Genomic DNA, 23,300 nt, shown 5'->3' on the forward strand with positions numbered 1-23,300 from the left:
ATAATCTGTGGATAAAACCAACGCTGGTCGATCTTTCATCAGCCTGAAGATCGTGTGCGTGATATACGTCACGTTTCTATGGGTTTATTTGCGCTGAACGGTTTTAACTTTATGAATATAGAAGACTATTTTTGATATGTGACGAATGTCTTATTCGGACTGTTCTGGGTTTTCCCATAGTAATTCCGTACTTCTTCACAACTATATCCACAGAAAAGGTGAATAAAATCGCCTTGCTTGCCCTTCTTCTGTTTATAACTCCGCCCTTAGCTGTGAGTTATTCAATTGTTATTAGAGTATCGCGCCCTTAACAGAGTGGTTTACCGCCTCTCTGGAGTGTGAAACAATCGTTTGTATATAAGGTTTATATTGAGGTAGTCCGGTGATTGATGACGATGGCTACCGCCCGAATGTAGGGATAGTAATTTGTAACCGCCAGGGGCAGGTCATGTGGGCCCGGCGATTTGGTCAGCACTCCTGGCAATTCCCGCAAGGTGGGATAAATGCAGGAGAGACAGCAGAGCAGGCGATGTACCGGGAACTCTTTGAAGAAGTGGGTCTCAGTCGTAAAGATGTACGGATCCTTGCTTCTACTCGTAACTGGTTGCGTTACAAGTTACCGAAACGTTTGGTGCGTTGGGACACGAAGCCGGTTTGTATCGGCCAGAAACAAAAATGGTTTCTTCTGCAATTGGTCAGCAGCGATGCTGAAATCAATATGCAAACCAGCAGTACACCTGAGTTCGACGGCTGGCGCTGGGTGAGTTACTGGTATCCGGTTCGACAGGTGGTGTCATTTAAACGCGATGTCTATCGCAGGGTGATGAAAGAATTCGCAAGTGTTGTCATGGCGCTTCAGGAAAGCACTCCTAAGCCGCAAAGCGCACCTGCGTACAGACGTAAAAGAGGTTAAGCTACGCAAATTATGCTCACCCGCCTGCGCGAAATAGTCGAAAAGGTGGCCAGTGCTCCGCGTCTGAATGAAGCGCTGAATATTCTGGTTACCGACATCTGTCTTGCGATGGATACAGAGGTCTGTTCGGTTTATTTGGCCGATCACGATCGACGTTGTTATTACCTCATGGCGACCCGGGGACTGAAGAAACCGCGTGGTCGTACTGTCGCACTCGCCTTTGATGAAGGTATCGTTGGCCTGGTTGGCAGGCTGGCGGAACCTATCAACCTCGCCGATGCGCAAAAACATCCCAGCTTTAAATACATCCCTTCGGTAAAAGAAGAGCGCTTTCGTGCGTTCTTAGGCGTACCGATTATTCAGCGCCGTCAGCTGTTAGGTGTGCTGGTGGTCCAGCAGCGCGAATTGCGCCAGTACGATGAAAGTGAAGAGTCTTTCCTCGTCACGCTCGCCACGCAAATGGCGGCGATTCTTTCGCAGTCGCAGCTTAACGCGCTGTTCGGCCAATACCGGCAAACGCGCATCCGCGCATTGCCCGCCGCCCCTGGTGTGGCAATAGCCGAAGGCTGGCAGGATGCGACGCTGCCGCTGATGGAGCAGGTCTATCAGGCTTCAACGCTGGATCCGGTGCTTGAGCGCGAGCGACTCACCGGTGCGCTGGAAGAGGCGGCGAATGAATTCCGCCGCTACAGCAAACGCTTTACCGCTGGGGCGCAAAAAGAAACGGCGGCGATTTTTGATCTCTACTCACACTTGCTTTCCGATACTCGTCTGCGCCGTGAGCTGTTTGCGGAAGTGGATAACGGTTCGGTGGCCGAGTGGGCCGTTAAAACGATCATTGAAAAGTTTGCCGAACAGTTTGCCGCGCTGAGTGATAACTACCTCAAAGAGCGGGCCGGAGATTTACGCGCGCTGGGCCAGCGTCTACTGTTCCATCTTGACGACTCGATCCAGGGGCCGAATACCTGGCCGGAACGTTTTGTGCTGGTGGCGGATGAGCTTTCCGCCACCACGCTGGCGGAACTTCCTCAGGACCGCTTAGTCGGTGTGGTTGTCCGGGACGGCGCGGCCAACTCTCATGCGGCTATTATGGTTCGTGCGCTGGGTATCCCTACCGTCATGGGGGCCGATATCCAGCCATCGGTGTTACATCGCCGTACGCTGGTAGTGGACGGGTATCGCGGTGAACTGCTGGTCGATCCAGAACCGGTATTGATCCAGGAATACCAGCGTCTTATCAGTGAAGAAATTGAGCTGAGCCGCCTGGCGGAAGACGACGTCAACCAGCCAGCACAGTTGAAAAGCGGCGAGCGTGTGAAGGTGATGCTCAATGCGGGCCTCAGCCCGGAGCATGAAGAGAAGCTGGGGAGCCGGATCGACGGCATTGGCCTGTATCGCACCGAAATCCCGTTCATGCTGCAAAGCGGTTTTCCTTCGGAAGAAGAACAGGTTGCGCAGTATCAGGGCATGCTGCAAATGTTTAACGACAAGCCGGTGACCCTGCGTACGCTGGATGTCGGCGCCGATAAACAACTGCCCTACATGCCGATCAGTGAAGAGAACCCATGCCTTGGCTGGCGTGGGATCCGCATAACGCTCGATCAGCCGGAGATCTTTTTGATCCAGGTTCGGGCCATGCTGCGTGCCAACGCGGCAACCGGCAACCTGAGCATTTTGCTGCCGATGGTCACCAGCATTGATGAAGTGGACGAAGCGCGACGTTTGATTGAACGCGCCGGACGCGAAGTGGAAGAGATGATCGGCTACGCGATCCCAAAACCGCGCATTGGTATCATGCTGGAAGTTCCGTCGATGGTGTTTATGCTGCCGCATCTGATAAACCGGATAGACTTTATCTCGGTCGGAACCAACGATCTCACTCAGTACATTCTGGCTGTCGATCGTAACAATACGCGGGTGGCCAGCATTTATGACAGCCTGCATCCGGGTATGTTACGTGTGCTGGCGATGATTGCGCAGGAAGCCGAAAGAAGCGGTATCGATTTGCGATTGTGCGGTGAAATGGCGGGCGACCCGATGTGCGTGGCCATTCTGATCGGCCTGGGTTTTCGCCATTTGTCGATGAACGGTCGTTCCGTGGCTCGCGTTAAATATCTGCTGCGCCATATCGATTTTGATGAGGCGCAAACGCTGGCGCAACGCAGCCTGGAAGCGCAGATGGCGACAGAAGTACGCCATCAGGTGGCGGCTTTTATGGAACGCCGTGGCATGGGGGGACTGATTCGCGGGGGATTGTGAATCGAGGGCTGGTAACAGTAGGTATACATATCTTTTAACTGTAATCGGCATCCGCTGCGATCCCCATGTGCTATCATTCGCACCTTTGGAGCGCCTGCATTATGCAGGCGCGCTTATCAATTGCTGTCTGACTTCAGCGAAATAACAAGAACTTGTGGTGACAGATGACCAGTAGCTATCTGCATTTTCCGGATTTCGATCCGGTCATTTTCTCAATCGGACCCGTCGCGCTTCACTGGTACGGCTTAATGTATTTGGTGGGGTTTATTTTTGCGATGTGGCTGGCGACGCGCCGTGCTAATCGTCCGGGCAGTGGCTGGACCAAAAATGAAGTAGAAAATCTACTGTATGCGGGCTTCCTCGGGGTTTTCCTTGGAGGGCGTATTGGTTACGTACTGTTCTATAACTTCCCGTTATTCCTCGATAACCCACTGTATCTGTTCCGCGTCTGGGACGGCGGGATGTCCTTCCACGGTGGGCTTATTGGTGTGATCCTGGTGATGATTATCTTCGCCAAACGCACCAAGCGTTCGTTCTTCCAGGTTTCTGATTTCATTGCCCCGCTGATTCCGTTTGGTCTGGGGGCAGGGCGTTTGGGCAACTTTATCAACGGTGAGCTGTGGGGACGCGTTGATCCGAACTTCAAGTACACCATGCTGTTCCCGGGCTCCCGTACCGAAGACATTTTACTGCTGCAAACTAACCCGCAATGGCAGTCAATTTTTGATACCTACGGCTCGCTGCCGCGCCACGCCTCACAGCTTTATGAGATGGCGCTGGAAGGCGTTGTGCTGTTTATCATTCTTAATCTTTACATTCGTAAACCGCGCCCGATGGGCTCGGTATCCGGTCTGTTCCTGATTGGTTATGGCGCGTTTCGTATTATCGTTGAATTCTTCCGCCAGCCGGATGCGCAGTTTACCGGCACCTGGGTACAGTACATCAGCATGGGGCAAATCCTCTCAATCCCGATGATTGTCGCAGGCATTATTATGATGGTTTGGGCGTACCGCCGCAGCCCACAGCAACACGTTTCCTGAGGAACCATGAAACAGTATTTAGAACTGATGCAAAAAGTGCTGGATGAAGGCACACAGAAAAACGACCGTACCGGAACCGGAACGCTTTCCATTTTTGGTCATCAGATGCGTTTTAATCTGCAGGAAGGGTTCCCGCTGGTTACGACTAAACGCTGTCATTTACGCTCGATCATTCATGAACTGCTGTGGTTTTTGCAGGGCGACACCAACGTTGCCTACCTGCATGAAAACAACGTCTCAATCTGGGACGAATGGGCGGATGAAAACGGTAATCTGGGCCCGGTTTATGGCAAACAGTGGCGTGCGTGGCCTACGCCAGACGGTCGCCATATTGACCAGATCACCACGGTGTTAAACCAGCTCAAAAATGACCCGGACTCTCGCCGAATTATCGTTTCTGCATGGAACGTCGGTGAGCTGGATAAAATGGCGCTGGCGCCGTGCCACGCGTTCTTCCAGTTTTACGTGGCGGATGGCAAGCTCTCCTGCCAGTTGTATCAGCGTTCGTGCGATGTGTTCCTCGGTTTGCCGTTTAACATTGCCAGCTACGCCTTGCTGGTACACATGATGGCGCAGCAGTGCGATCTGGAAGTGGGTGATTTTGTCTGGACCGGCGGCGACACGCACCTGTACAGCAACCATATGGATCAAACGCATCTGCAGCTTAGCCGCGAACCGCGCGCGCTGCCGAAGCTGGTCATCAAACGTAAGCCTGAATCTATTTTTGACTATCGCTTCGAAGATTTCGAAATTGAAGGCTACGATCCGCATCCTGGTATTAAAGCGCCAGTGGCTATCTAACCGGCTTCATGCTGTCACAACCGACGCCCGTGCGCGTCGGTTTTTTTTGTCTCAAATCGCGTTCTTCGGCGTGGGTTCCTGAAATATTGCAACGACCTGCAACGCGACAAATATTCCTCGTAGCTCGCCGTAGAAACCGAATTTCCCGCTCGTTATTCATTTTCCTCACGCCATACTGGCAACATGAAAAAACAACACGGCTACACGCTTCTCGAAACCCTGATTGCGATGCTGATCGTCGCGGCGCTTGGCGCCTCGGGGCTGTATGGTTGGCAGCGCTGGCAGCAGCAACAGCGGCTATGGCAAACCGCCATTCAGGTGCGAGATTACCTGCTGCAACTGCGTGAAGATGCTAACTGGCGTAACCGCGATCACGTCATCAGCGTGATTCGGGATGGCACATCCTGGTGTTTTGTCAGCTCTGTTGCTGTGCAAACCACGTGTCGACCTGTTTCGCCCTTGGTTTTTACACCGCCCTGGGACGATGTCGAAATGGCAGAGATAACGCCTTCACTGGCCTTTTTCGGTCTGCGCAATACGGCATGGGCTGGACATATTCGCCTGAAAAATACGACAGGGGAATGGCGCGTGGTGGTGTCAGGCTGGGGGCGAATCAGGCTTTGCGAGAAAGGTGAGGCCAGGCTATGTCAGTAAACGAACGGGGCTTTTCACTCCTGGAGGTGCTGATTGCTATGGCGATTAGCAGCGTTTTATTGCTTAGCTCAGCGCGATTTTTACCCGCGCTGCAGCGAGAGATCCTGCGCAACACGCGACAGTTAGCGCTTGAAGATGAAATATGGCAGCGGGTATACACCGTGGCGAAGCATCTTCAGCGGGCAGGGTACTGCCGCGGAAACTGTGTCGGAGAAGGGCTGGAGATATCGGCTAAGGGCGACTGTGTCATTGCGCGCTGGGATGCCAATAGCAACGGCATTTGGGAGAGCAGTCCCGCGAAAGAGGCCGATACGATTGGATTTCGTTTACAGGACAAGGTACTGGAGACCCTGCGGGGAGTAACGGACTGCAATGGAAAAGGGTGGGAGAAAATGACCGATCCAGCCACGATACAGATTGAGGCATTTCAGGTCGAACGTCTGAATATCAGCGGATATTCCCCGCTCCTTACGCTGCGTTTGCGCGGAGTGAACAATGTCGAACCACAAAAGGTTATTGAAGCAGTCTACAGCGTGACAGGATTCAACCTGTGAACCGTGAGTGGGGCGTTTCATCTTTAGCGATGGTCCTGTTACTGCTGGTGCTCGGTAGCCTTCTGCTGCAAGGCGTTAGCAGGCAGGAGTCCCGTTTTGCTTCGCGAGTGGTCACGCAAAGTCAGGCTCTGCAGCGCCAGGCGGTGGTGCAATCTGCGATGGAATGGGGGCGTATGCAGCCCTGGCGCTTACAACTCGCTGCACAGTGTCGGCGTTATACCACGCAGGATGCCGCGGTTTGTCTGCGACAGCTCACTAATAATTCCGTGCTGCTTATAGTCCATTATGAAGGGGTATCGTTATGGCGGCAGGGGGCGATTATTGATGACAATATCGAATACTCGGCGCACGGCTGGAGCGATTTTTGTCCGCTAAAGGAGCAGGCATTATGTCAGATCCCCTGAACAGACAGCGTGGCTTTAGCCTGCCGGAAGTGATGCTGGCAATGGTGCTGATGATCATGATTGTGACCGCGCTGTCAGGATACCAGCGGGCGCTAATGAACAGCTTTATCATCAGAAACCAGTATCAGCAACTCTGGCGTCACGCCTGGCAGCAAACCCAGCTGTATCAGTTTTCATCGCCTTTGAACTGGCAGGTTAACCGAATGCAGACAATGAGCGCGGGATGTGTCAGCATCAACGTTAAAATTTCTTCACCCTTGGGCAGGCAGGGTCAGATGACGCGTCTGCATTGCCCGAATCGTCAGTAGTCAGGAGTCGCTATGTTAAGGGTCTACCACTCCAATCGTCTGGATGTGTTGGAAGCGTTAATGGAATTTATCGTTGAGCGCGAGCGGCTGGACGACCCCTTTGAACCTGAGATGATCCTGGTTCAAAGTACCGGTATGGCGCAGTGGCTACAAATGACCCTTGCACAGAAGTTTAGTATTGCCGCCAACATCGATTTTCCGCTGCCCGCGAGTTTTATCTGGGATATGTTTGTGCGCGTGCTGCCGGATATCCCGAAAGAGAGCGCGTTCAGCAAACAGAGCATGAGCTGGAAGTTGATGACGCTGTTGCCGCAATTGCTGGATGGCGATGACTTCGCATTGCTGCGCCACTATCTGACGGACGACACCGATAAACGTAAGCTGTTTCAGCTTTCCTCGCGCGCGGCTGACCTCTTTGACCAGTATTTAGTCTATCGCCCTGAGTGGTTGACCCAGTGGGAAGCCGGGCGACTGGTTGAGGGACTCGGCGAATCTCAGGCCTGGCAGGCGCCGTTGTGGAAAGCGCTGGTGGAACACACCGAGGAATTGGGCCAGCCGCGCTGGCATCGCGCCAATTTATACCAACGATTTATTCAGACTCTGGAAAGCTCGTCCGAGTGCCCGCAGGGACTGCCTTCTCGCGTCTTTATTTGCGGCATTTCGGCGCTGCCGCCGGTTTATTTGCAGGCATTGCAGGCGCTGGGCAAGCACATTGATATTCATCTGCTGTTTACCAACCCTTGTCGCTACTACTGGGGAGATATAAAAGATCCCGCCTGGCTGGCGAAGCTGATGGCGCGTCAGCGTCGGCACAGCTTTGAAGAACGCCATCTACCGCTGTTTCGCGATAGTCAGAAAGCCGAAGGGGTGTTTAACAGCGATGGTGAACAGGATGTGGGCAACCCGATGCTGGCCTCGTGGGGCAAACTGGGGCGCGATTACATTTATCTGCTTTCAGAACTGGAAAATAGTCAGGAGCTGGATGCGTTTGTCGATATTACGCCTGACAATCTTTTGCATAATATTCAATCGGATATTCTGGAACTTGAAAGTCATGCCGTGGCGGGCGTTACGCTGGAAGAGTATTCGCGTAGCGATAATAAACGACGGCTTGAGCTGAACGACACCAGCGTGACTTTCCATGTTTGTCATAGCCCACAGCGCGAGGTAGAAATTCTTCATGACCGTCTGCTGGCAATGCTGGAAGCGGATCCCACGCTGACGCCGCGCGATATTATTGTGATGGTGGCGGATATCGACAGCTACAGCCCGTTTATTCAGTCGGTCTTTGGCAGCGCACCAACTGAGCGTTACTTACCTTATGCGATTTCCGACCGTCGGGCGCGCCAGTCTCATCCTGTCTTACAGGCCTTTATTAGCCTGCTGTCGCTGCCGGATAGCCGTTTTGTCTCAGAGGATGTGCTGGCATTACTGGATGTGCCCGTGCTGGCGGCGCGTTTCAATATCGATGAAGAAGGGCTGCGCTATCTTCGGTTATGGGTCAATGAATCCGGGATTCGCTGGGGAATTGACGACGATAACGTGCGTGAACTGGAACTTCCGCCTACAGGTCAGCATACCTGGCAATTTGGTTTAACGCGCATGCTGCTCGGCTACGCGATGGAAAGCGCGCAGGGCGAGTGGCAATCGGTATTGCCATACGATGAGTCTAACGGTTTGATTGCCGAGTTGGTAGGGCATCTGGCCTCGTTGCTGATGCAGCTCAATCTCTGGCGTAGAGGGTTAGCGCAGGAGCGCCCGTTGGAAGAATGGCTGCCCGTTTGTCGGGACATGCTTAATGATTTCTTCCTGCCGGATGCAGATACCGAAGCGGCGATGACGCTGATTGAACAGCAGTGGCAGGCCATTATCACTGAAGGTCTGGGGGCTGAGTATGGTGATGCCATACCGCTTTCTCTATTGCGTGATGAGCTGGCCCAGCGTCTTGACCAGGAGCGCATTAGCCAGCGCTTCCTGGCGGGGCCAGTTAACATTTGTACGCTGATGCCGATGCGCTCTATTCCTTTCAAGGTGGTGTGCCTGCTGGGTATGAACGATGGCGTTTATCCGCGTCAGCTTGCACCGTTGGGCTTTGATTTGATGAGTCAAAAACCGATGAGGGGCGATCGCAGCCGTCGCGATGATGACCGCTACCTGTTTCTTGAAGCATTGATTTCAGCACAGCAAACGCTCTACATCAGCTACATTGGCCGCTCCATTCAGGACAACAGCGAGCGCTTCCCGTCGGTACTGGTGCAGGAACTGATGGACTACATCGGGCAAAGCCACTATCTGCCGGGCGATGAATCATTGACCTGCGATCAAAGCGAAGCCCGGGTAAAAGCACACATTACCCGTTTGCATACCCGTATGCCCTTTGATGCACAAAACTATCTGCCGGGCGAACAGCAAAGCTATGCCCGGGAATGGCTGCCTGCGGCGAGCCTGTCAGGAAAAGCGCACACGGATTTTGTCCAGACGCTTCCCTTTGAGATGCCTGAAACGCTGACGCTGGAAACGCTGCAGCGATTTTGGGCTCATCCGGTAAGGGCTTTTTTCCAGATGCGGCTGAGGGTCAACTTCCGCTCTGAAGAAAGTGAGATCCCGGAAACGGAACCGTTCACTCTTGAAGGATTAACCCGCTATCAGCTTAATCAGCAATTGCTTAACACGCTGGTTGAAGAGAAGGATGCTGAACAACTGTTTCGCCGTTTTCGTGCGGCGGGCACGCTTCCCTATGGGCCATTTGGCGAAATTCTGTGGGATACGCAGCGTCAGGAGATGCAGTCGCTGGCTGAACGCATTATCGCCTGTCGTCAGCCCTGCCAGAGTATGGAAATCGATCTTAACTGTAACGGCGTGCAAATCACCGGTTGGCTGCCACAGGTGCAAGAGGACGGTTTGTTGCGCTGGCGCCCATCTTTGATAAGCATTGCGCAGGGTGTGCAACTTTGGCTGGAACATCTTGTCTATTGTGCCAGTGGCGGTACGGGAGAGAGCCGGTTGTTCCTGCGTAAAGACGGGGAATGGCGTTTTCCGCCACTGGATGCAGAGCAGGCGCTGCTGTACCTGTCGCAGCTCATTGACGGGTATCGGGAAGGCATGTCGTCACCATTGCTGGTATTGTCCGAAAGCGGCGGCGCCTGGATAAAAACCTGTTATGACGCCGTAAATGATGCCATGTTAGATGACGATGCAACGTTGCAAAAAGCGCGCAGTAAGTTTCTGCAGGCCTATGAAGGCAACATGATGGTACGGGGTGAAGGTGATGATATCTGGTATCAGCGTCTTTGGCGTCAGCTGGATGCGGCTACGCTGGAGACTATTGTTTTACAGTCTCAGCGCTACCTGTTACCGATTTTTCGCTTTAATCAGTCATGATGATTGTATAAAAATTGCGCAGCTCGATGGCTTCCACTATGATGCGCATTCTGTCACGGACTGATTCTTACAAAGAGAGGATGCTGGCTCGTTCAGCACATAGTCTTGCCCTGTTCAGACCACGTATTTATGCGTGCTTTGCTGTGAACAGGTGAATACGTTAATGATGAGGTTTGTGAATGCCCCGCAGCACCTGGTTCAGCGCATTACTGTTGTTCGTCGCCCTTTGGGTTCCCGTAAGTCAGGCAGATACCGGTTGGCAGCCTTTAGCTGAAACCATCCGTAAAAGCGATAAAGACACCCGCCAGTATCAGGCCGTGCGCCTTGATAACGGCATGGTCGTGTTGCTGGTATCCGATCCTCAGGCCGTGAAATCCCTTTCTGCACTGGTGGTTCCCGTGGGCTCGCTGGAAGATCCGGACGAGCATCAGGGGCTGGCGCATTATCTCGAACACATGTGTCTGATGGGCTCGAAAAAATACCCACAGCCGGACAGTCTGGCTGAATTCCTGAAAATGCACGGCGGCAGCCACAATGCCAGCACCGCGCCTTACCGTACGGCCTTCTATCTTGAAGTCGAAAACGACGCGTTGGTGGGGGCGGTGGATCGCCTGGCGGACGCTATTGCCGCTCCGTTGCTGGATAAAAAATATGCCGATCGTGAGCGTAACGCGGTTAACTCCGAGCTGACGCTGGCGCGTACCCGAGACGGGATGCGTATGGCGCAGGTGAGTGCTGAGACCATCAACCCGGCGCACCCTGGCTCGCGTTTCTCCGGCGGAAATCTCGAGACATTAAGCGATAAACCGGGAAACCCGGTGGTGCAGGCATTACAAAAATTTCATGAAAAGTACTACTCCGCGAACCTGATGAAGGCGGTGATTTATAGCAATAAGCCGCTGCCAGAGCTGGCGCGGATAGCTGCTGACACCTTTGGACGCGTACCGAACAGAAATATCGTAAAGCCTGAAATTACCGTACCGGTAGTCACCGACGCGCAAAAGGGCGTCATCATCCACTATGTTCCGGCAATGCCGCGTAAAGTACTGCGCGTCGAGTTTCGTATCGATAACAACAGCGCGCAGTTCCGCAGTAAAACCGATGAGCTGGTGACCTATCTGATTGGTAATCGTAGCCCTGGCACGTTGTCTGACTGGCTGCAAAAGCAGGGACTGGTTGAAGGTATTCGTGCGGATTCCGATCCGGTGGTCAATGGGAACAGCGGCGTGTTAGCCATTTCCGCGACGTTAACCGACAAAGGGCTGGCGAATCGCGATGAAGTTGTTGCGGCAATTTTCAGTTATCTCAATCTGTTACGCGATAAAGGCGTCGATAAACGCTATTTTGACGAACTGGCGCACGTACTGGATCTCGATTTCCGTTATCCCTCCATCACCCGTGATATGGACTACGTGGAATGGCTGGCTGATACCATGATCCGCGTTCCTGTCGAACATACGCTGGATGCGGTGAATATTGCCGACCAGTACGATGTGAAAGCCGTTGAGCAACGCCTGGCAATGATGACGCCACAGAATGCGCGTATCTGGTATATCAGTGCGAAAGAACCGCATAATAAAACCGCTTATTTTGTCGATGCGCCTTACCAGGTGGATAAAATCAGCGACAAAACCTTTGCCGACTGGCAGCAAAAAGCGCAGGGCATTGCGCTGTCGTTACCGGAGTTGAACCCCTACATTCCGGATGATTTCACGCTGATTAAAACGGATAAAAAATACGCGCACCCGGAACTGATCGTTGATGAGCCGGATCTACGCGTGGTGTATGCGCCGAGCCAGTATTTTGCCAGTGAGCCGAAGGCTGACGTCAGCGTGATCCTGCGTAACCCGAAGGCCATGGACAGCGCTCGCAACCAGGTATTATTCGCACTTAACGATTACCTGGCGGGGATTGCGCTCGATCAGTTAAGCAACCAGGCGTCGGTAGGTGGAATTGGTTTCTCTACCAACGCTAACAATGGGTTGATGCTTAACGCCAACGGCTATACCCAACGTCTGCCGCAGCTTTTTCAGGCGCTGCTGAGCGGCTATTTCAGCTACACCTCAACGGATGAACAGCTGGAACAGGCGAAATCCTGGTATGCCCAGATGATGGATTCTGCAGAGAAGGGTAAAGCCTACGATCAGGCAATTATGCCAGTGCAAATGCTTTCTCAGGTGCCGTACTTCTCACGCGATGAGCGCCGTAAGCTACTGCCTTCCATCACCCTGAAAGAGGTGATGGCGTACCGCGACGCCTTAAAAACCGGTGCGCGGCCTGAATTCCTGGTAATAGGTAATATGAGCGCCGCTCAGGCGACGACTATGGCGCGGGATATCCAACAACAGCTTGGCGCTAACGGGTCACAGTGGTGTCGCAATAAAGATGTGGTTGTGGACAAGAAGCAGTCCGTCATCTTTGAAAAAGCAGGCAGTAGCACGGACTCCGCGCTGGCGGCGGTATTTGTGCCAACCGGATACGATGAATACGCCAGTTCAGCCTACAGCGCCATGTTAGGGCAGATTGTTCAGCCGTGGTTCTACAATCAACTGCGTACTGAAGAGCAGTTAGGCTACGCTGTATTTGCTTTCCCGATGAGTATCGGCCGTCAGTGGGGAATGGGGTTCCTGCTGCAAAGCAATGATAAGCAGCCGTCTTATCTTTGGGAGCGTTATAAAGCGTTCTTCCCGACGGCGGAAGCGAAGCTGCGGGCGATGAAACCTGAAGAGTTTGCGCAAATTCAGCAGGCGATTATTGCGCAAATGCTGCAGGCGCCGCAAACGCTGGGGGAAGAAGCCTCACAGTTAAGCAAAGATTTTGATCGCGGCAATATGCGCTTCGATTCACGTGATAAAATAGTGGCTCAGATTAAACTGCTGACGCCGCAAAAACTTGCCGACTTCTTCCATCAGGCGGTGGTTGAGCCGCAAGGCATGGCGATACTGTCACAGGTTTCCGGCAGTCAGAACGGGAAAGCAGAATATGTGCACCCGGAAGGCTGGAAAGTGTGGCAGACCGTCAGCGCGTTGCAGCAAACCTTACCCCTGATGAGTGATAAGAATGAATGATGCCGCTGAGTCCCTTGATCCACTGCGCTTGCCCCTGACGGGCGAGCGCCTGATTGAAGCCTCTGCGGGCACCGGTAAAACCTTTACCATCGCCGCCCTGTATTTACGTTTATTGCTTGGACTGGGCGGCTCTGCCGCCTTTCCTCGTCCTCTGACCGTTGAAGAACTGCTCGTGGTCACCTTCACCGAGGCGGCCACCGAAGAGTTGCGTGGTCGAATTCGTAGCAACATTCATGAACTGCGAATTGCCTGCCTGCGTGAAACAACCGACAACCCGCTATATGCCCGTTTGTTAGATGAAATCGCCGATAAAAAACAGGCCGCTCAGTGGCTGCTATTGGCTGAAAGACAGATGGATGAAGCGGCGGTGTTTACCATCCACGGCTTTTGTCAGCGTATGCTCAGCCTCAACGCCTTTGAATCAGGCATGCTGTTCGAACAGCAACTGATAGAAGATGAATCGCTGCTGCGCTATCAGGCCTGTGCGGACTTTTGGCGTCGACACTGCTATCCACTACCCCGCGACATTGCGCAGGTGATTTTTGAAACGTGGAAAGGACCGCAGGCTCTGCTGAGAGACATCGATCGCTATCTGCAGGGGGAAGCGCCGGTCATCAAGGCTCCGCCGTCTGATGACGAAACGCTGGCTTCCCGGCACGAACAAATTCTCACGCGCATTAACCAGATCAAGCAGCAATGGCGTGATTCCGTTGATGAGCTGGATGGCCTGCTGGAAGCCTCCGGGATTGACCGGCGTAAATTTAATCGTGGTAACCAGGGCAAGTGGATCGAAAAGATCAGCGCATGGGCGCAAGAAGAAACCCAAAGTTATCAGCTTCCTGACGCGCTGGAGAAATTCTCACAGCGTTTTCTGGAAGAACGCACCAAAGCGGGCGGAATAACCCCTCAGCACCCGCTGTTTGTCGCTATTGATGAACTGCTTAGCGAACCGTTAACTCTCCGCGATCTGGTGATCACCCGGGCGCTGGCGGAGATCCGTTCAGCGGTTGCCGAGGAGAAACGACGCCGCGGTGAGCTAGGCTTTGACGATATGCTCAGCCGTCTGGATGCGGCGTTGCGCAGTGAAAGCGGTGATGCGCTGGCGACGGCTATTCGTACCCGTTTTCCGGTCGCGATGATCGATGAATTTCAGGATACCGATCCGCAGCAGTACCGTATTTTTCGTCGTATCTGGCAGCATCAGCCGGATACCGCACTGCTGCTGATTGGCGACCCAAAACAGGCGATTTACGCGTTCCGCGGCGCGGATATCTTCACCTATATGAAGGCGCGCAGCGAGGTCAGCGCACACTATACGCTCGATACCAACTGGCGTTCGGCCCCCGGCATGGTCAATAGCGTAAATACGCTTTTCAGCCAGATGGATGACGCCTTTATGTTCCGCGAAATCCCCTTTAGCCCGGTAAAATTTGCAGAAAAAAACCAGTCGTTTCGGTTTGTTTTACACGGTGAGACACAGCCAGCCATGAGCATGTGGCTGATGGAAGGGGAAAGCTGCGGCGTAGGCGATTACCAGAACTACATGGCCCAGGTGTGCGCCACGCAAATTCGCGACTGGCTTAAGGCCGGGCAGTCTGGCGCTGCGCAACTGGTCAGTGGTAAAACATCCAGTCCGGTACGCGCGTCGGACATCAGCGTACTGGTTCGTAGCCGCCAGGAGGCGGCACTGGTCCGTGATGCGCTGACGCAGCTGGCAATTCCCTCCGTCTACCTTTCCAACCGTGACAGCGTATTTGAAACGCTGGAAGCGCGGGAGTTGCTGTGGGTGCTGCAGGCGGTGATGACGCCGGAGCGTGAGAACACGCTGCGTAGCGCGCTGGCGACTTCAATGATGGGGCTGAATGCGCAGGATCTTGAAGCGTTAAATAACGATGAAAATGCCTGGGATGCGGTGGTCGAAGAGTTTGATGGCTATCGTCAGATCTGGCATAAACGCGGCGTGATGCCGATGCTGCGCGCGCTGATGACAACCCGCCAGATTGCGGAAAACCTGCTGGCGACGGCGGGGGGCGAACGCCGCCTGACCGATATTTTACATATCAGCGAACTGTTGCAGGAAGCAGGCTCGCAGCTGGAAAGCGAGCATGCGCTGGTGCGCTGGCTGTCCCAGCATATTCTTGAACCCGACAGCAACGCATCCAGCCAGCAGCTCAGGCTGGAAAGCGACAAGCATCTGGTCAAAATCGTCACTATCCATAAATCTAAAGGGCTGGAGTATCCGCTGGTCTGGCTGCCGTTTATCACGAATTTCCGCGTCCAGGATCAGGCTTTCTACCACGATCGCAGCTCTTTTGAAGCCGTGCTGGATCTCAGCGATGCCGAGGAGAGCGTTGAGCTGGCTGAAGCGGAACGTCTGGCGGAAGACCTGCGTTTGCTCTATGTCGCGCTAACCCGTTCGGTATGGCACTGCAGCCTTGGCGTGGCGCCGTTGGTGCGACGTCGGGGCGATAAAAAAGGGGATACCGATGTACATCACAGCGCCCTTGGTCGCCTGTTGCAAAAAGGTGAGCCGATGGATGCCGCGGGTCTGCGTAGTGCGATTGAAGCGCTGTGCAGCGACGATATTGCCTGCCAGACGCCTGCGCAGCCTGACGGTGAACGCTGGCAAGTTGCGCAGGCTGTTAGCTGCGAACTGAGTGCGAAAATACTGCAGCGTACGCCCGGCGATAGCTGGCGCGTGACCAGTTATTCCGGTCTGCAACAGCGTGGGCATGGAATCGCGCAGGATCTGATCCCGCGACTGGATATTGATGCCGCAGGCGTTGGTGAGGTTATTGAAGAGTCAGGGCTTACACCGCATCAGTTCCCGCGCGGCGCTTCGCCAGGGACATTCTTGCATAGCCTGTTTGAAGATCTCGACTTTACTCAACCGGTAGATCCGCGTTGGGTCGAGGAAAAACTGGCGTTGGGCGGTTATGACACGCACTGGACGCCGGTTTTGACCGAATGGCTGGATGCCATTTTGCAGGCGCCTCTCAACGAGACGGGCGTGAGTTTGAGCCATCTTTCCGCGGGTGAAAAACAGGTGGAGATGGAGTTTTACCTGCCGATTTCGCAGCCGCTGATGGCCAGCCAACTTGATGCGTTAATTCGCCAATACGATCCGCTCTCCGCGGGGTGTCCTGCGTTGGAATTTATGCAGGTACGCGGCATGCTGAAAGGATTTATTGACCTGGTTTTCCGCCACCAGGGGCGTTATTACCTTCTCGATTACAAATCGAACTGGCTGGGGGAAGACAGCTCAGCGTATACGCAGCAGGCGATGGCCTCTGCCATGCAGGCGCATCGCTACGACCTGCAGTATCAACTTTATACCCTGGCGCTGCATCGCTACTTGCGCCATCGCATTGCTGATTACGATTATGAACGCCATTTTGGCGGTGTTATCTATCTCTTCTTGCGTGGCATTGACAGTGAAAATCCGCAACAGGGAATTTACGCGACCCGACCAGACGGGGAGTTAATCGCCTTGATGGACGAGATGTTTGTCGGTGCGCCACTGGAGGAGATGTCATGACAATCCAGAAACGATTACTGGAAGCTGTGGAGCAAAAACAGCTCCGGCCTCTGGATGCCCAGTTTGCGCTGGCGGTTGCCGGAAATGACAACCCTGCCGTTGCGCTGGCGGCGGCGTTGCTCAGTCGTGAAGCAGGAGAAGGGCACGTCTGCTTACCACTTTCACGGTTATCCCTGAGCGAGGATGCCCATCCCCTTTTAAGCGCCTGGCTCGCTGAAGTGGGGGAGCCAGAAGACTGGACGGAATGTCTGCTGGCCTCCGGGGCGGTAAGCCGTGGTGAGCAACCCACGCCGCTGGTGCTGCACGGCGATCGCTTGTATCTGAACCGGATGTGGCATAACGAACGGGCGGTGGCTCGCTTTTTCAGTGAAGTTAACCACGCCATTGAGGTGGATGAACAACGGCTGACCCACACGCTGGCGGCGTTGTTTCCACCAGCGGAAGGTGTTAACTGGCAAAAAGTGGCCGCTGCGGTGGCGTTGACCCGTCGTATATCGGTGATCTCCGGCGGGCCGGGGACCGGAAAAACGACAACAGTTGCGAGGCTTCTGGCGGCGTTGATTCAGATGGCGGAGGGAGAACGCTGCCGTATTCGCCTGGCGGCTCCTACTGGAAAGGCGGCAGCGCGCCTGACTGCCTCGCTGGGCGCAGCGCTACGAGAACTGCCGTTAACCGAAGAGCAAAAGAAACGCATTCCCGATGACGCCAGTACGTTGCATCGATTATTAGGCGCTCAGCCAGGCAGTCAGCGCCTGCGCCATCATGCGGGAAACCCGCTGCATCTGGATGTGCTGGTGGTGGATGAAGCCTCGATGATTGATTTGCCGATGATGTCGCGCCTTATCGATGCGCTGCCGCCGCACGGGCGGGTGATTTTTCTTGGCGATCGTGACCAGCTCGCTTCCGTCGAAGCGGGGGCGGTGCTGGGGGATATCTGTGCTTTCGTCGGTGACGGGTTTACCCCGGAACGTGCCCGCCAGCTCAGTCGTCTGACCGGAAGCGCTATTCCGGCAGGTCTGGGAACTCAGGCAGCCGCTTTGCGCGACAGTTTATGTCTGCTGCAAAAGAGTTACCGTTTCGGTAGCGATTCCGGAATCGGTCAGTTGGCTGCTGCGATTAATCGTGGTGACAAAGCCGCGCTCAAAACGGTCTTCCAGCAGGGGTTTAGCGACATCGAAAAACGCACGCTACATAGCAGCGAAGATTACGCCGCGATGTTGGATGAGGCGCTGGCGGGTTATGGGCACTATCTGGATTTACTGCGAGAGGGCGCTGAGCCGGATGCGGTCATTCAGGCCTTCAATGAGTATCAGCTGTTGTGTGCCCTGCGTGAAGGTCCGTTTGGCGTGGGTGGTTTGAATGAACGCCTTGAGCAGGTGATGGCGCAAAAACGTAAAATTCATCGTTCAACGCATAGCCGCTGGTATGAGGGAAGACCGGTGATGATCGCGCGCAATGACAGTTCGCTGGGATTATTTAACGGTGATATCGGCATTGCCCTCGATCGTGGACAGGGCCTGAGGGTGTGGTTTGCGCTGCCGGACGGTTCTATCAAATCAGTCCAGCCCAGTCGCTTACCTGAACATGAAACCACCTGGGCGATGACCGTGCACAAATCGCAGGGATCTGAGTTTGACCATGCGGCGTTGATTTTACCCAGCCAGCATTCACCCGTGGTTACCCGCGAGCTGGTCTATACCGCCGTCACCCGCGCGCGCCGGCGTCTGTCACTGTATGCCGATGAGCGGATATTAAGTAACGCCATTGCCACCCGCACCGAACGTCGCAGCGGATTGTCGGCGTTGTTTAATCAATAAAATTCGTTGCCGGATAAGGCATTTATACCGCATCCGGCAACGACCACTACCCCAAATCCGCCATCAGCACCTTTGACCGCCGCTGATAGTTGTACATCTCTTTCTTGCTTTCCGGCAGCAGGTCGATATCCACCGGCGTGAAACCACGTTCCTGGAACCAGTGAATGCTGCGCGTGGTCAGCACGAACAGCTTGCTCAGTCCCATTTGCCGGGCCTGCGCGGCGATCCGCTCCAGCAATACTTCCCCGCGCGATGAGCTACGGTAGTCCGGATGCACCGCCACGCACGCCATTTCGCCAATTCTCTCCTCCGGGAAAGGGTACAGAGCGGCGCAGGCGATGGTCAGGTTATCGCGCTGAATAATCGTGAATTTGTCGATCTCCATTTCCAGTTGTTCGCGGGAGCGACGTACCAGAATGCCTTGCTGCTCCAGCGGGCGGATCAGCTCCAGAATCCCGCCGATATCGTTAATGGTAGCGCGGCGGATCTGCTCGGCGCTTTCCATTACGATCTGCGTACCGATCCCGTCACGGGAGAACAGTTCCTGCAGCAATGCGCCATCTTCCTGATAGCTGATCAGATGGCAGCGCCGTACCCCACTGCGACAGGCTTTCACTGCCCCACGCAGGAAGCGCACTGTGCCGGAGCTGTAATCGCCTTTCTCTTCCTGCAACTCAACGCGCGCCTGGGCTTCGTTAGGAAACAGCTCGGAAATAATATCGCCATCATCGTTGGTGACGCCCTGAGAGGAGCAAAAGCCGATCATTTTCTCTGCCTTCAGTTTGATAGCCAACTGCGTGGCGACCTCTTCTGAAGTCAGGTTAAAGCTCTCACCGGTGACGGAAACGGCGACCGGACCCATCAGCACAATCGCGCCACTGTCTAACTGGCGGTGAATGGCATCTTCATCAATACGACGAATACGTCCGCTATGGCAGTAATCCACGCCGTCATCAACGCCCAGCGGCTGGGAGATAATAAAATTACCGCTGACCACATTGATGTGCGCCCCCTGCAATGGCGTATTATTCAGGCTCATTGACAGGCGGGCGGTAATATCAAGCTGAAGTAACCCTGCCGCCTGTTTGACCAGCTCCAGGGTTTTAGCGTCGGTAACGCGCGTATTCTTGTGGTACACCGGTTCATGATGATGTGCCGCAAGATTGGCATCAATCTGCGGTCGTGCGCCATAGACCACGACAAGGCGGATGCCGAGGCTATGAAGAAGGCCAATGTCATTGACGATACTGGAAAAGTTTTCATGCTCGATGGCTTCGCCGCCCAGCATAATGACAAACGTCTTTCCCCGATGGGTATTGATATAGGGAACAGAATGGCGGAATCCCTGTACCAGTTCGGTTCTACGCTCCTTCACCACGGCACACCCTCATTGCATGATTATTCGTAATTTGTGTATTTTTATTCTGTTTTGGCGCTGTGCGCAAGCGTAATTTTTACCCATGCCGAAGATTTTTCTCAGTAATGCCGTGAATATAAAAAGAATGTTTACCCTTTTATAGATGACAGATTATGCGTCATTCGCTAAAGTTTCCGGTCAATTCAGACGTTTTACGTATTACCTCAATAAAGATTTCTTTTTGCTCGGGAGAAGCATGTCGGGATCCAATTCAGCAATCAGTCGCCGCCGTTTACTGAAAGGTGCGGGTGCTATGTGGCTTTTGAGCGTCAGCCAGGTTGGTCTGGCTGCCATGAGTCAGGTCGTTGCCGTACGTGTCTGGCCAGCGTCCAGCTATACCCGCGTCACGGTAGAATCTAACCGCCTGCTGAAATACAAACAGTTTGCCCTGAGTAATCCTGAGCGTGTGGTTGTGGATATTGAAGGCGTTAATTTGAACTCGGTGCTCAAGGGCATGGGTGCGCAGATCCGTCCTGACGATCCGTATATTAAATCGGCGCGCGTCGGGCAGTTTGACCCACAGACCGTGCGGATGGTGTTCGAGCTGAAACAGAATGTGAAGCCACAACTTTTTGCGCTGGCTCCGGTGGCCGGCTTTAAAGAACGTCTGGTGATGGATCTCTATCCCGCGAATGCCCAGGATGTTCAGGATCCGCTGCTGGCGTTGCTGGAAGAATACAACAAGGGCGATCTGGACAAACAGGTGCCGCCTGCGCAAAGTGGCCCGCAGCCGGGTAAAGCGGGGCGCGATCGTCCCATTGTCATTATGCTCGACCCAGGGCATGGCGGAGAGGACTCCGGTGCGGTGGGGAAATACAAGACGCGTGAAAAAGATGTGGTGCTGCAGATTGCCCGACGCCTGCGAGCCCTCATAGAGAAAGAGGGCAACATGAAGGTCTTTATGACGCGAAATGAAGATATCTTCATTCCGCTTAAAGTCCGCGTGGCGAAAGCGCAGAAGCAGCGTGCAGACCTGTTTGTCTCTATTCACGCCGATGCATTTACCAGTCGACAGCCTAGAGGTTCGTCGGTATTTGCGCTCTCGACTAAAGGGGCGACCAGCACCGCCGCGAAATATCTGGCGCAAACTCAGAACGCCTCGGATTTGATTGGCGGCGTCAGCAAGAGCGGCGATCGCTACGTCGACCATACCATGTTCGATATGGTGCAATCGCTGACCATCGCCGACAGCCTGAAGTTTGGTAAAGCGGTATTGAATAAGCTCGGTAAAGTTAACAATCTGCATAAGAACCAGGTTGAACAAGCCGGGTTTGCGGTACTAAAAGCGCCGGATATTCCGTCTATTCTGGTGGAAACCGCATTTATCAGTAACGTTGAGGAAGAGCGCAAGCTCAAAACTGCGACCTTCCAGCAGGAAGTTGCAGAGTCGATTCTGGCGGGGATCAAAGCCTACTTTGCCGATGGCGCGACGCTGGCGAGAAGGGGATAACAAAAAAGCGCTGAAAAGCGCTTTTTTTATGGACCGCAGATACAAAAAAACACCCTTTAGGGTGTTTATAATGTTGGTTGCGGGGGCCGGATTTGAACCGACGACCTTCGGGTTATGAGCCCGACGAGCTACCAGGCTGCTCCACCCCGCGTCACCGTACTGCTTTATATTTTATCAAATTTGATTGGTTGCGGGGGCCGGATTTGAACCGACGACCTTCGGGTTATGAGCCCGACGAGCTACCAGGCTGCTCCACCCCGCGTCACCGTACTGCTTTTATTTCATCAAATTTTAATTGGTTGCGGGGGCCAGATTTGAACTGACGACCTTCGGGTTATGAGCCCGACGAGCTACCAAGCTGCTCCACCCCGCGTCCGTGGATGCGCACTATACTCTGCTCGCATTTTCATGCAACCCTTTTTTCACCTTGATCACGTTTTTAAGGTGAAAATGAACAAAAACAACGCATTCTGGATTGTTTTTTGCTCAAAATTTGCGTTCGGGTATGTATACGCATTTCATTAGGTTCGGGGGTTTGTTATCTTCGTCTCGCATTCAGGCAACATAAGACGAGAACAATGAAAGGACGTTGGGCAAAATATCTTCTTGCGGGAGCAGTCGTCGCGATGCTCGCCGCGTGTTCCTCAAAACCCACCGATCGTGGGCAGCAGTATAAAGACGGGAAATTTACCCAGCCTTTCTCACTGGTGAACCAGCCTGATGCGGTTGGCGCACCAATCAATGCCGGTGATTTCGCCGAGCAGGTTAATCAAATTCGCAGCGCTTCGCCACGTTTGTACGGCAACCAGAGCAACGTTTACAACGCTATCCAGCAGTGGTTACGTGCGGGCGGTGATACGCGCAGTATGCGCCAGTTTGGTATTGATGCCTGGCAAATGGAAGGGGCGGACAACTACGGTAACGTCCAGTTTACCGGTTACTACACGCCGGTTATCCAGGCGCGCCATACGCGCCAGGGCGAGTTTCAGTATCCTATCTATCGCATGCCGCCAAAACGTGGCCGCTTACCAAGCCGTGCCGAGATTTACGCGGGCGCGCTGAGCGACAACTACATTCTGGCGTACAGCAACTCCCTAATGGATAACTTCATTATGGATGTGCAGGGCAGTGGTTACATCGATTTTGGCGATGGCAGCCCGCTTAACTTCTTTAGCTATTCCGGGAAAAACGGCCACGCCTATCGCAGCATCGGTAAGGTGCTTATCGATCGTGGCGAAGTGAAAAAAGAAGATATGTCGATGCAGGCTATTCGCCATTGGGGTGAAACGCACAGCGAAGCCGAAGTGCGTGAGCTGTTGGAGCAGAACCCATCGTTTGTCTTCTTTAAACCGCAATCTTTTGCACCGGTCAAAGGGGCCAGCGCGGTACCGTTGATTGGCCGCGCGTCTGTGGCTTCTGACCGCAGTATCATTCCGGCGGGCACAACATTGCTGGCGGAAGTCCCGTTACTGGACAATAACGGCAAGTTTACCGGCCAGTACGAACTGCGCCTGATGGTGGCGTTAGATGTGGGTGGCGCTATTAAAGGGCAACACTTCGATATCTATCAGGGCATTGGTGCTGACGCCGGACACCGTGCGGGGTGGTATAATCACTACGGTCGCGTGTGGGTACTGAAAACAGCGCCGGGTACGGGTAACGTGTTCAGCGGTTAATAGCCGGATGGCGCTCGATA

General features: G+C 53.9%; 15 protein-coding genes and 3 tRNA genes. 14 read left to right on the top strand and 4 right to left on the bottom strand.

Going from position 1 to position 23,300, the window contains the following annotated elements:
- The first annotated feature begins 382 nt into the window (after nucleotides 1–382).
- From rppH to recD, 12 genes are all read left to right on the top strand, one after another.
- Nucleotides 383–913, top strand: coding sequence for an RNA pyrophosphohydrolase (rppH, locus tag HVZ52_RS04345; protein ID WP_003825602.1), 531 nt, complete (start codon nucleotides 383–385; stop codon nucleotides 911–913).
- A 12-nt stretch (nucleotides 914–925) separates the two neighbouring features.
- Nucleotides 926–3,172 (top strand): phosphoenolpyruvate--protein phosphotransferase, encoded by a 2,247-nt coding sequence (ptsP, locus tag HVZ52_RS04350; protein ID WP_016157379.1) that lies wholly within the window; start codon nucleotides 926–928, stop codon nucleotides 3,170–3,172.
- Nucleotides 3,173–3,336: 164 nt separating this feature from the next.
- Entirely contained in the window at nucleotides 3,337–4,212 is an 876-nt protein-coding gene (gene lgt / locus HVZ52_RS04355) for a prolipoprotein diacylglyceryl transferase (RefSeq protein ID WP_016157378.1), read from the top strand.
- Nucleotides 4,213–4,218: 6 nt separating this feature from the next.
- Entirely contained in the window at nucleotides 4,219–5,013 is a 795-nt protein-coding gene (thyA, locus tag HVZ52_RS04360; protein WP_003033990.1) for a thymidylate synthase, read from the top strand.
- A 183-nt stretch (nucleotides 5,014–5,196) separates the two neighbouring features.
- Entirely contained in the window at nucleotides 5,197–5,667 is a 471-nt protein-coding gene (locus HVZ52_RS04365) for a prepilin peptidase-dependent protein (RefSeq protein ID WP_181598911.1), read from the top strand.
- The gene (locus tag HVZ52_RS04370; protein WP_049041909.1) at nucleotides 5,658–6,221 is read left to right on the top strand and encodes a prepilin peptidase-dependent protein; all 564 of its coding nucleotides are present in this window, start codon (nucleotides 5,658–5,660) and stop codon (nucleotides 6,219–6,221) included. The genes HVZ52_RS04365 and HVZ52_RS04370 overlap by 10 nt, the downstream gene beginning before the upstream one ends.
- Nucleotides 6,218–6,625: a DUF2509 family protein gene (locus HVZ52_RS04375; protein WP_181598912.1), complete on the top strand. Its 408-nt coding sequence runs from the start codon at nucleotides 6,218–6,220 to the stop codon at nucleotides 6,623–6,625. The genes HVZ52_RS04370 and HVZ52_RS04375 overlap by 4 nt, the downstream gene beginning before the upstream one ends.
- A complete protein-coding gene (locus tag HVZ52_RS04380) occupies nucleotides 6,610–6,933 on the top strand; it encodes a prepilin-type N-terminal cleavage/methylation domain-containing protein (RefSeq protein ID WP_181598913.1) in 324 nt (107 codons plus the stop codon). Before HVZ52_RS04375 ends, HVZ52_RS04380 begins: the two co-directional genes overlap by 16 nt.
- Before the next feature lie 12 nt (nucleotides 6,934–6,945).
- The gene (gene recC, locus HVZ52_RS04385; RefSeq protein WP_181598914.1) at nucleotides 6,946–10,314 is read left to right on the top strand and encodes an exodeoxyribonuclease V subunit gamma; all 3,369 of its coding nucleotides are present in this window, start codon (nucleotides 6,946–6,948) and stop codon (nucleotides 10,312–10,314) included.
- 179 nt (nucleotides 10,315–10,493) lie between these two features.
- Nucleotides 10,494–13,382 (top strand): pitrilysin, encoded by a 2,889-nt coding sequence (ptrA, locus tag HVZ52_RS04390; protein ID WP_181598915.1) that lies wholly within the window; start codon nucleotides 10,494–10,496, stop codon nucleotides 13,380–13,382.
- Nucleotides 13,375–16,920, top strand: a complete 3,546-nt coding sequence (gene recB, locus HVZ52_RS04395; RefSeq protein ID WP_181598916.1) for an exodeoxyribonuclease V subunit beta — start codon at nucleotides 13,375–13,377, stop codon at nucleotides 16,918–16,920. The genes ptrA and recB overlap by 8 nt, the downstream gene beginning before the upstream one ends.
- On the top strand, nucleotides 16,917–18,737 hold the full coding sequence (recD, locus tag HVZ52_RS04400; RefSeq protein ID WP_149381204.1) for an exodeoxyribonuclease V subunit alpha: 1,821 nt from the start codon (nucleotides 16,917–16,919) through the stop codon (nucleotides 18,735–18,737). Before recB ends, recD begins: the two co-directional genes overlap by 4 nt.
- Nucleotides 18,738–18,783: 46 nt before the next feature.
- On the opposite strand, the gene argA is transcribed toward recD, so the two are convergent.
- Complete coding sequence (gene argA / locus HVZ52_RS04405; RefSeq protein WP_008785703.1) at nucleotides 18,784–20,115, bottom strand: amino-acid N-acetyltransferase; 1,332 nt, start codon at nucleotides 20,113–20,115, stop codon at nucleotides 18,784–18,786.
- Nucleotides 20,116–20,350: 235 nt separating this feature from the next.
- On the opposite strand from argA, the gene amiC reads away from it, so the two are divergent.
- Entirely contained in the window at nucleotides 20,351–21,604 is a 1,254-nt protein-coding gene (gene amiC, locus HVZ52_RS04410; RefSeq protein WP_016154266.1) for an N-acetylmuramoyl-L-alanine amidase AmiC, read from the top strand.
- Between the two features lie 74 nt (nucleotides 21,605–21,678).
- On the opposite strand, the gene HVZ52_RS04415 is transcribed toward amiC, so the two are convergent.
- The 3 genes from HVZ52_RS04415 to HVZ52_RS04425 all read right to left on the bottom strand — a co-directional run bounded on the left by HVZ52_RS04415 (nucleotide 21,679) and on the right by HVZ52_RS04425 (nucleotide 21,977).
- Nucleotides 21,679–21,755 (bottom strand) — tRNA-Met (locus HVZ52_RS04415).
- A 34-nt stretch (nucleotides 21,756–21,789) separates the two neighbouring features.
- Nucleotides 21,790–21,866: transfer RNA gene (locus HVZ52_RS04420), tRNA-Met, on the bottom strand.
- 34 nt (nucleotides 21,867–21,900) lie between these two features.
- Nucleotides 21,901–21,977: transfer RNA gene (locus HVZ52_RS04425), tRNA-Met, on the bottom strand.
- Nucleotides 21,978–22,182: 205 nt separating this feature from the next.
- Here HVZ52_RS04425 and mltA point away from each other — a divergent pair.
- On the top strand, nucleotides 22,183–23,280 hold the full coding sequence (gene mltA, locus HVZ52_RS04430; protein WP_019077597.1) for a murein transglycosylase A: 1,098 nt from the start codon (nucleotides 22,183–22,185) through the stop codon (nucleotides 23,278–23,280).
- The last annotated feature ends 20 nt before the right edge of the window (nucleotides 23,281–23,300 follow it).

The sequence above is a fragment of the Citrobacter sp. RHB36-C18 genome (genome assembly GCF_013814485.1).
GTDB classification, from domain to species: domain Bacteria; phylum Pseudomonadota; class Gammaproteobacteria; order Enterobacterales; family Enterobacteriaceae; genus Citrobacter; species Citrobacter braakii.

Excerpts from the sequence above, each read along its gene's own strand:
- ptsP (WP_016157379.1), top strand. The coding sequence starts at position 926 with ATGCTCACCCGCCTGCGCGAAATAGTCGAAAAGGTGGCCAGTGCTCCG.
- lgt (WP_016157378.1), top strand. The coding sequence starts at position 3,337 with ATGACCAGTAGCTATCTGCATTTTCCGGATTTCGATCCGGTCATTTTC.
- thyA (WP_003033990.1), top strand. The coding sequence starts at position 4,219 with ATGAAACAGTATTTAGAACTGATGCAAAAAGTGCTGGATGAAGGCACA.
- HVZ52_RS04365 (WP_181598911.1), top strand. The coding sequence starts at position 5,197 with ATGAAAAAACAACACGGCTACACGCTTCTCGAAACCCTGATTGCGATG.
- HVZ52_RS04370 (WP_049041909.1), top strand. The coding sequence starts at position 5,658 with ATGTCAGTAAACGAACGGGGCTTTTCACTCCTGGAGGTGCTGATTGCT.
- HVZ52_RS04380 (WP_181598913.1), top strand. The coding sequence starts at position 6,610 with ATGTCAGATCCCCTGAACAGACAGCGTGGCTTTAGCCTGCCGGAAGTG.
- recC (WP_181598914.1), top strand. The coding sequence starts at position 6,946 with ATGTTAAGGGTCTACCACTCCAATCGTCTGGATGTGTTGGAAGCGTTA.
- ptrA (WP_181598915.1), top strand. The coding sequence starts at position 10,494 with ATGCCCCGCAGCACCTGGTTCAGCGCATTACTGTTGTTCGTCGCCCTT.
- recB (WP_181598916.1), top strand. The coding sequence starts at position 13,375 with ATGAATGATGCCGCTGAGTCCCTTGATCCACTGCGCTTGCCCCTGACG.
- recD (WP_149381204.1), top strand. The coding sequence starts at position 16,917 with ATGACAATCCAGAAACGATTACTGGAAGCTGTGGAGCAAAAACAGCTC.
- amiC (WP_016154266.1), top strand. The coding sequence starts at position 20,351 with ATGTCGGGATCCAATTCAGCAATCAGTCGCCGCCGTTTACTGAAAGGT.
- mltA (WP_019077597.1), top strand. The coding sequence starts at position 22,183 with ATGAAAGGACGTTGGGCAAAATATCTTCTTGCGGGAGCAGTCGTCGCG.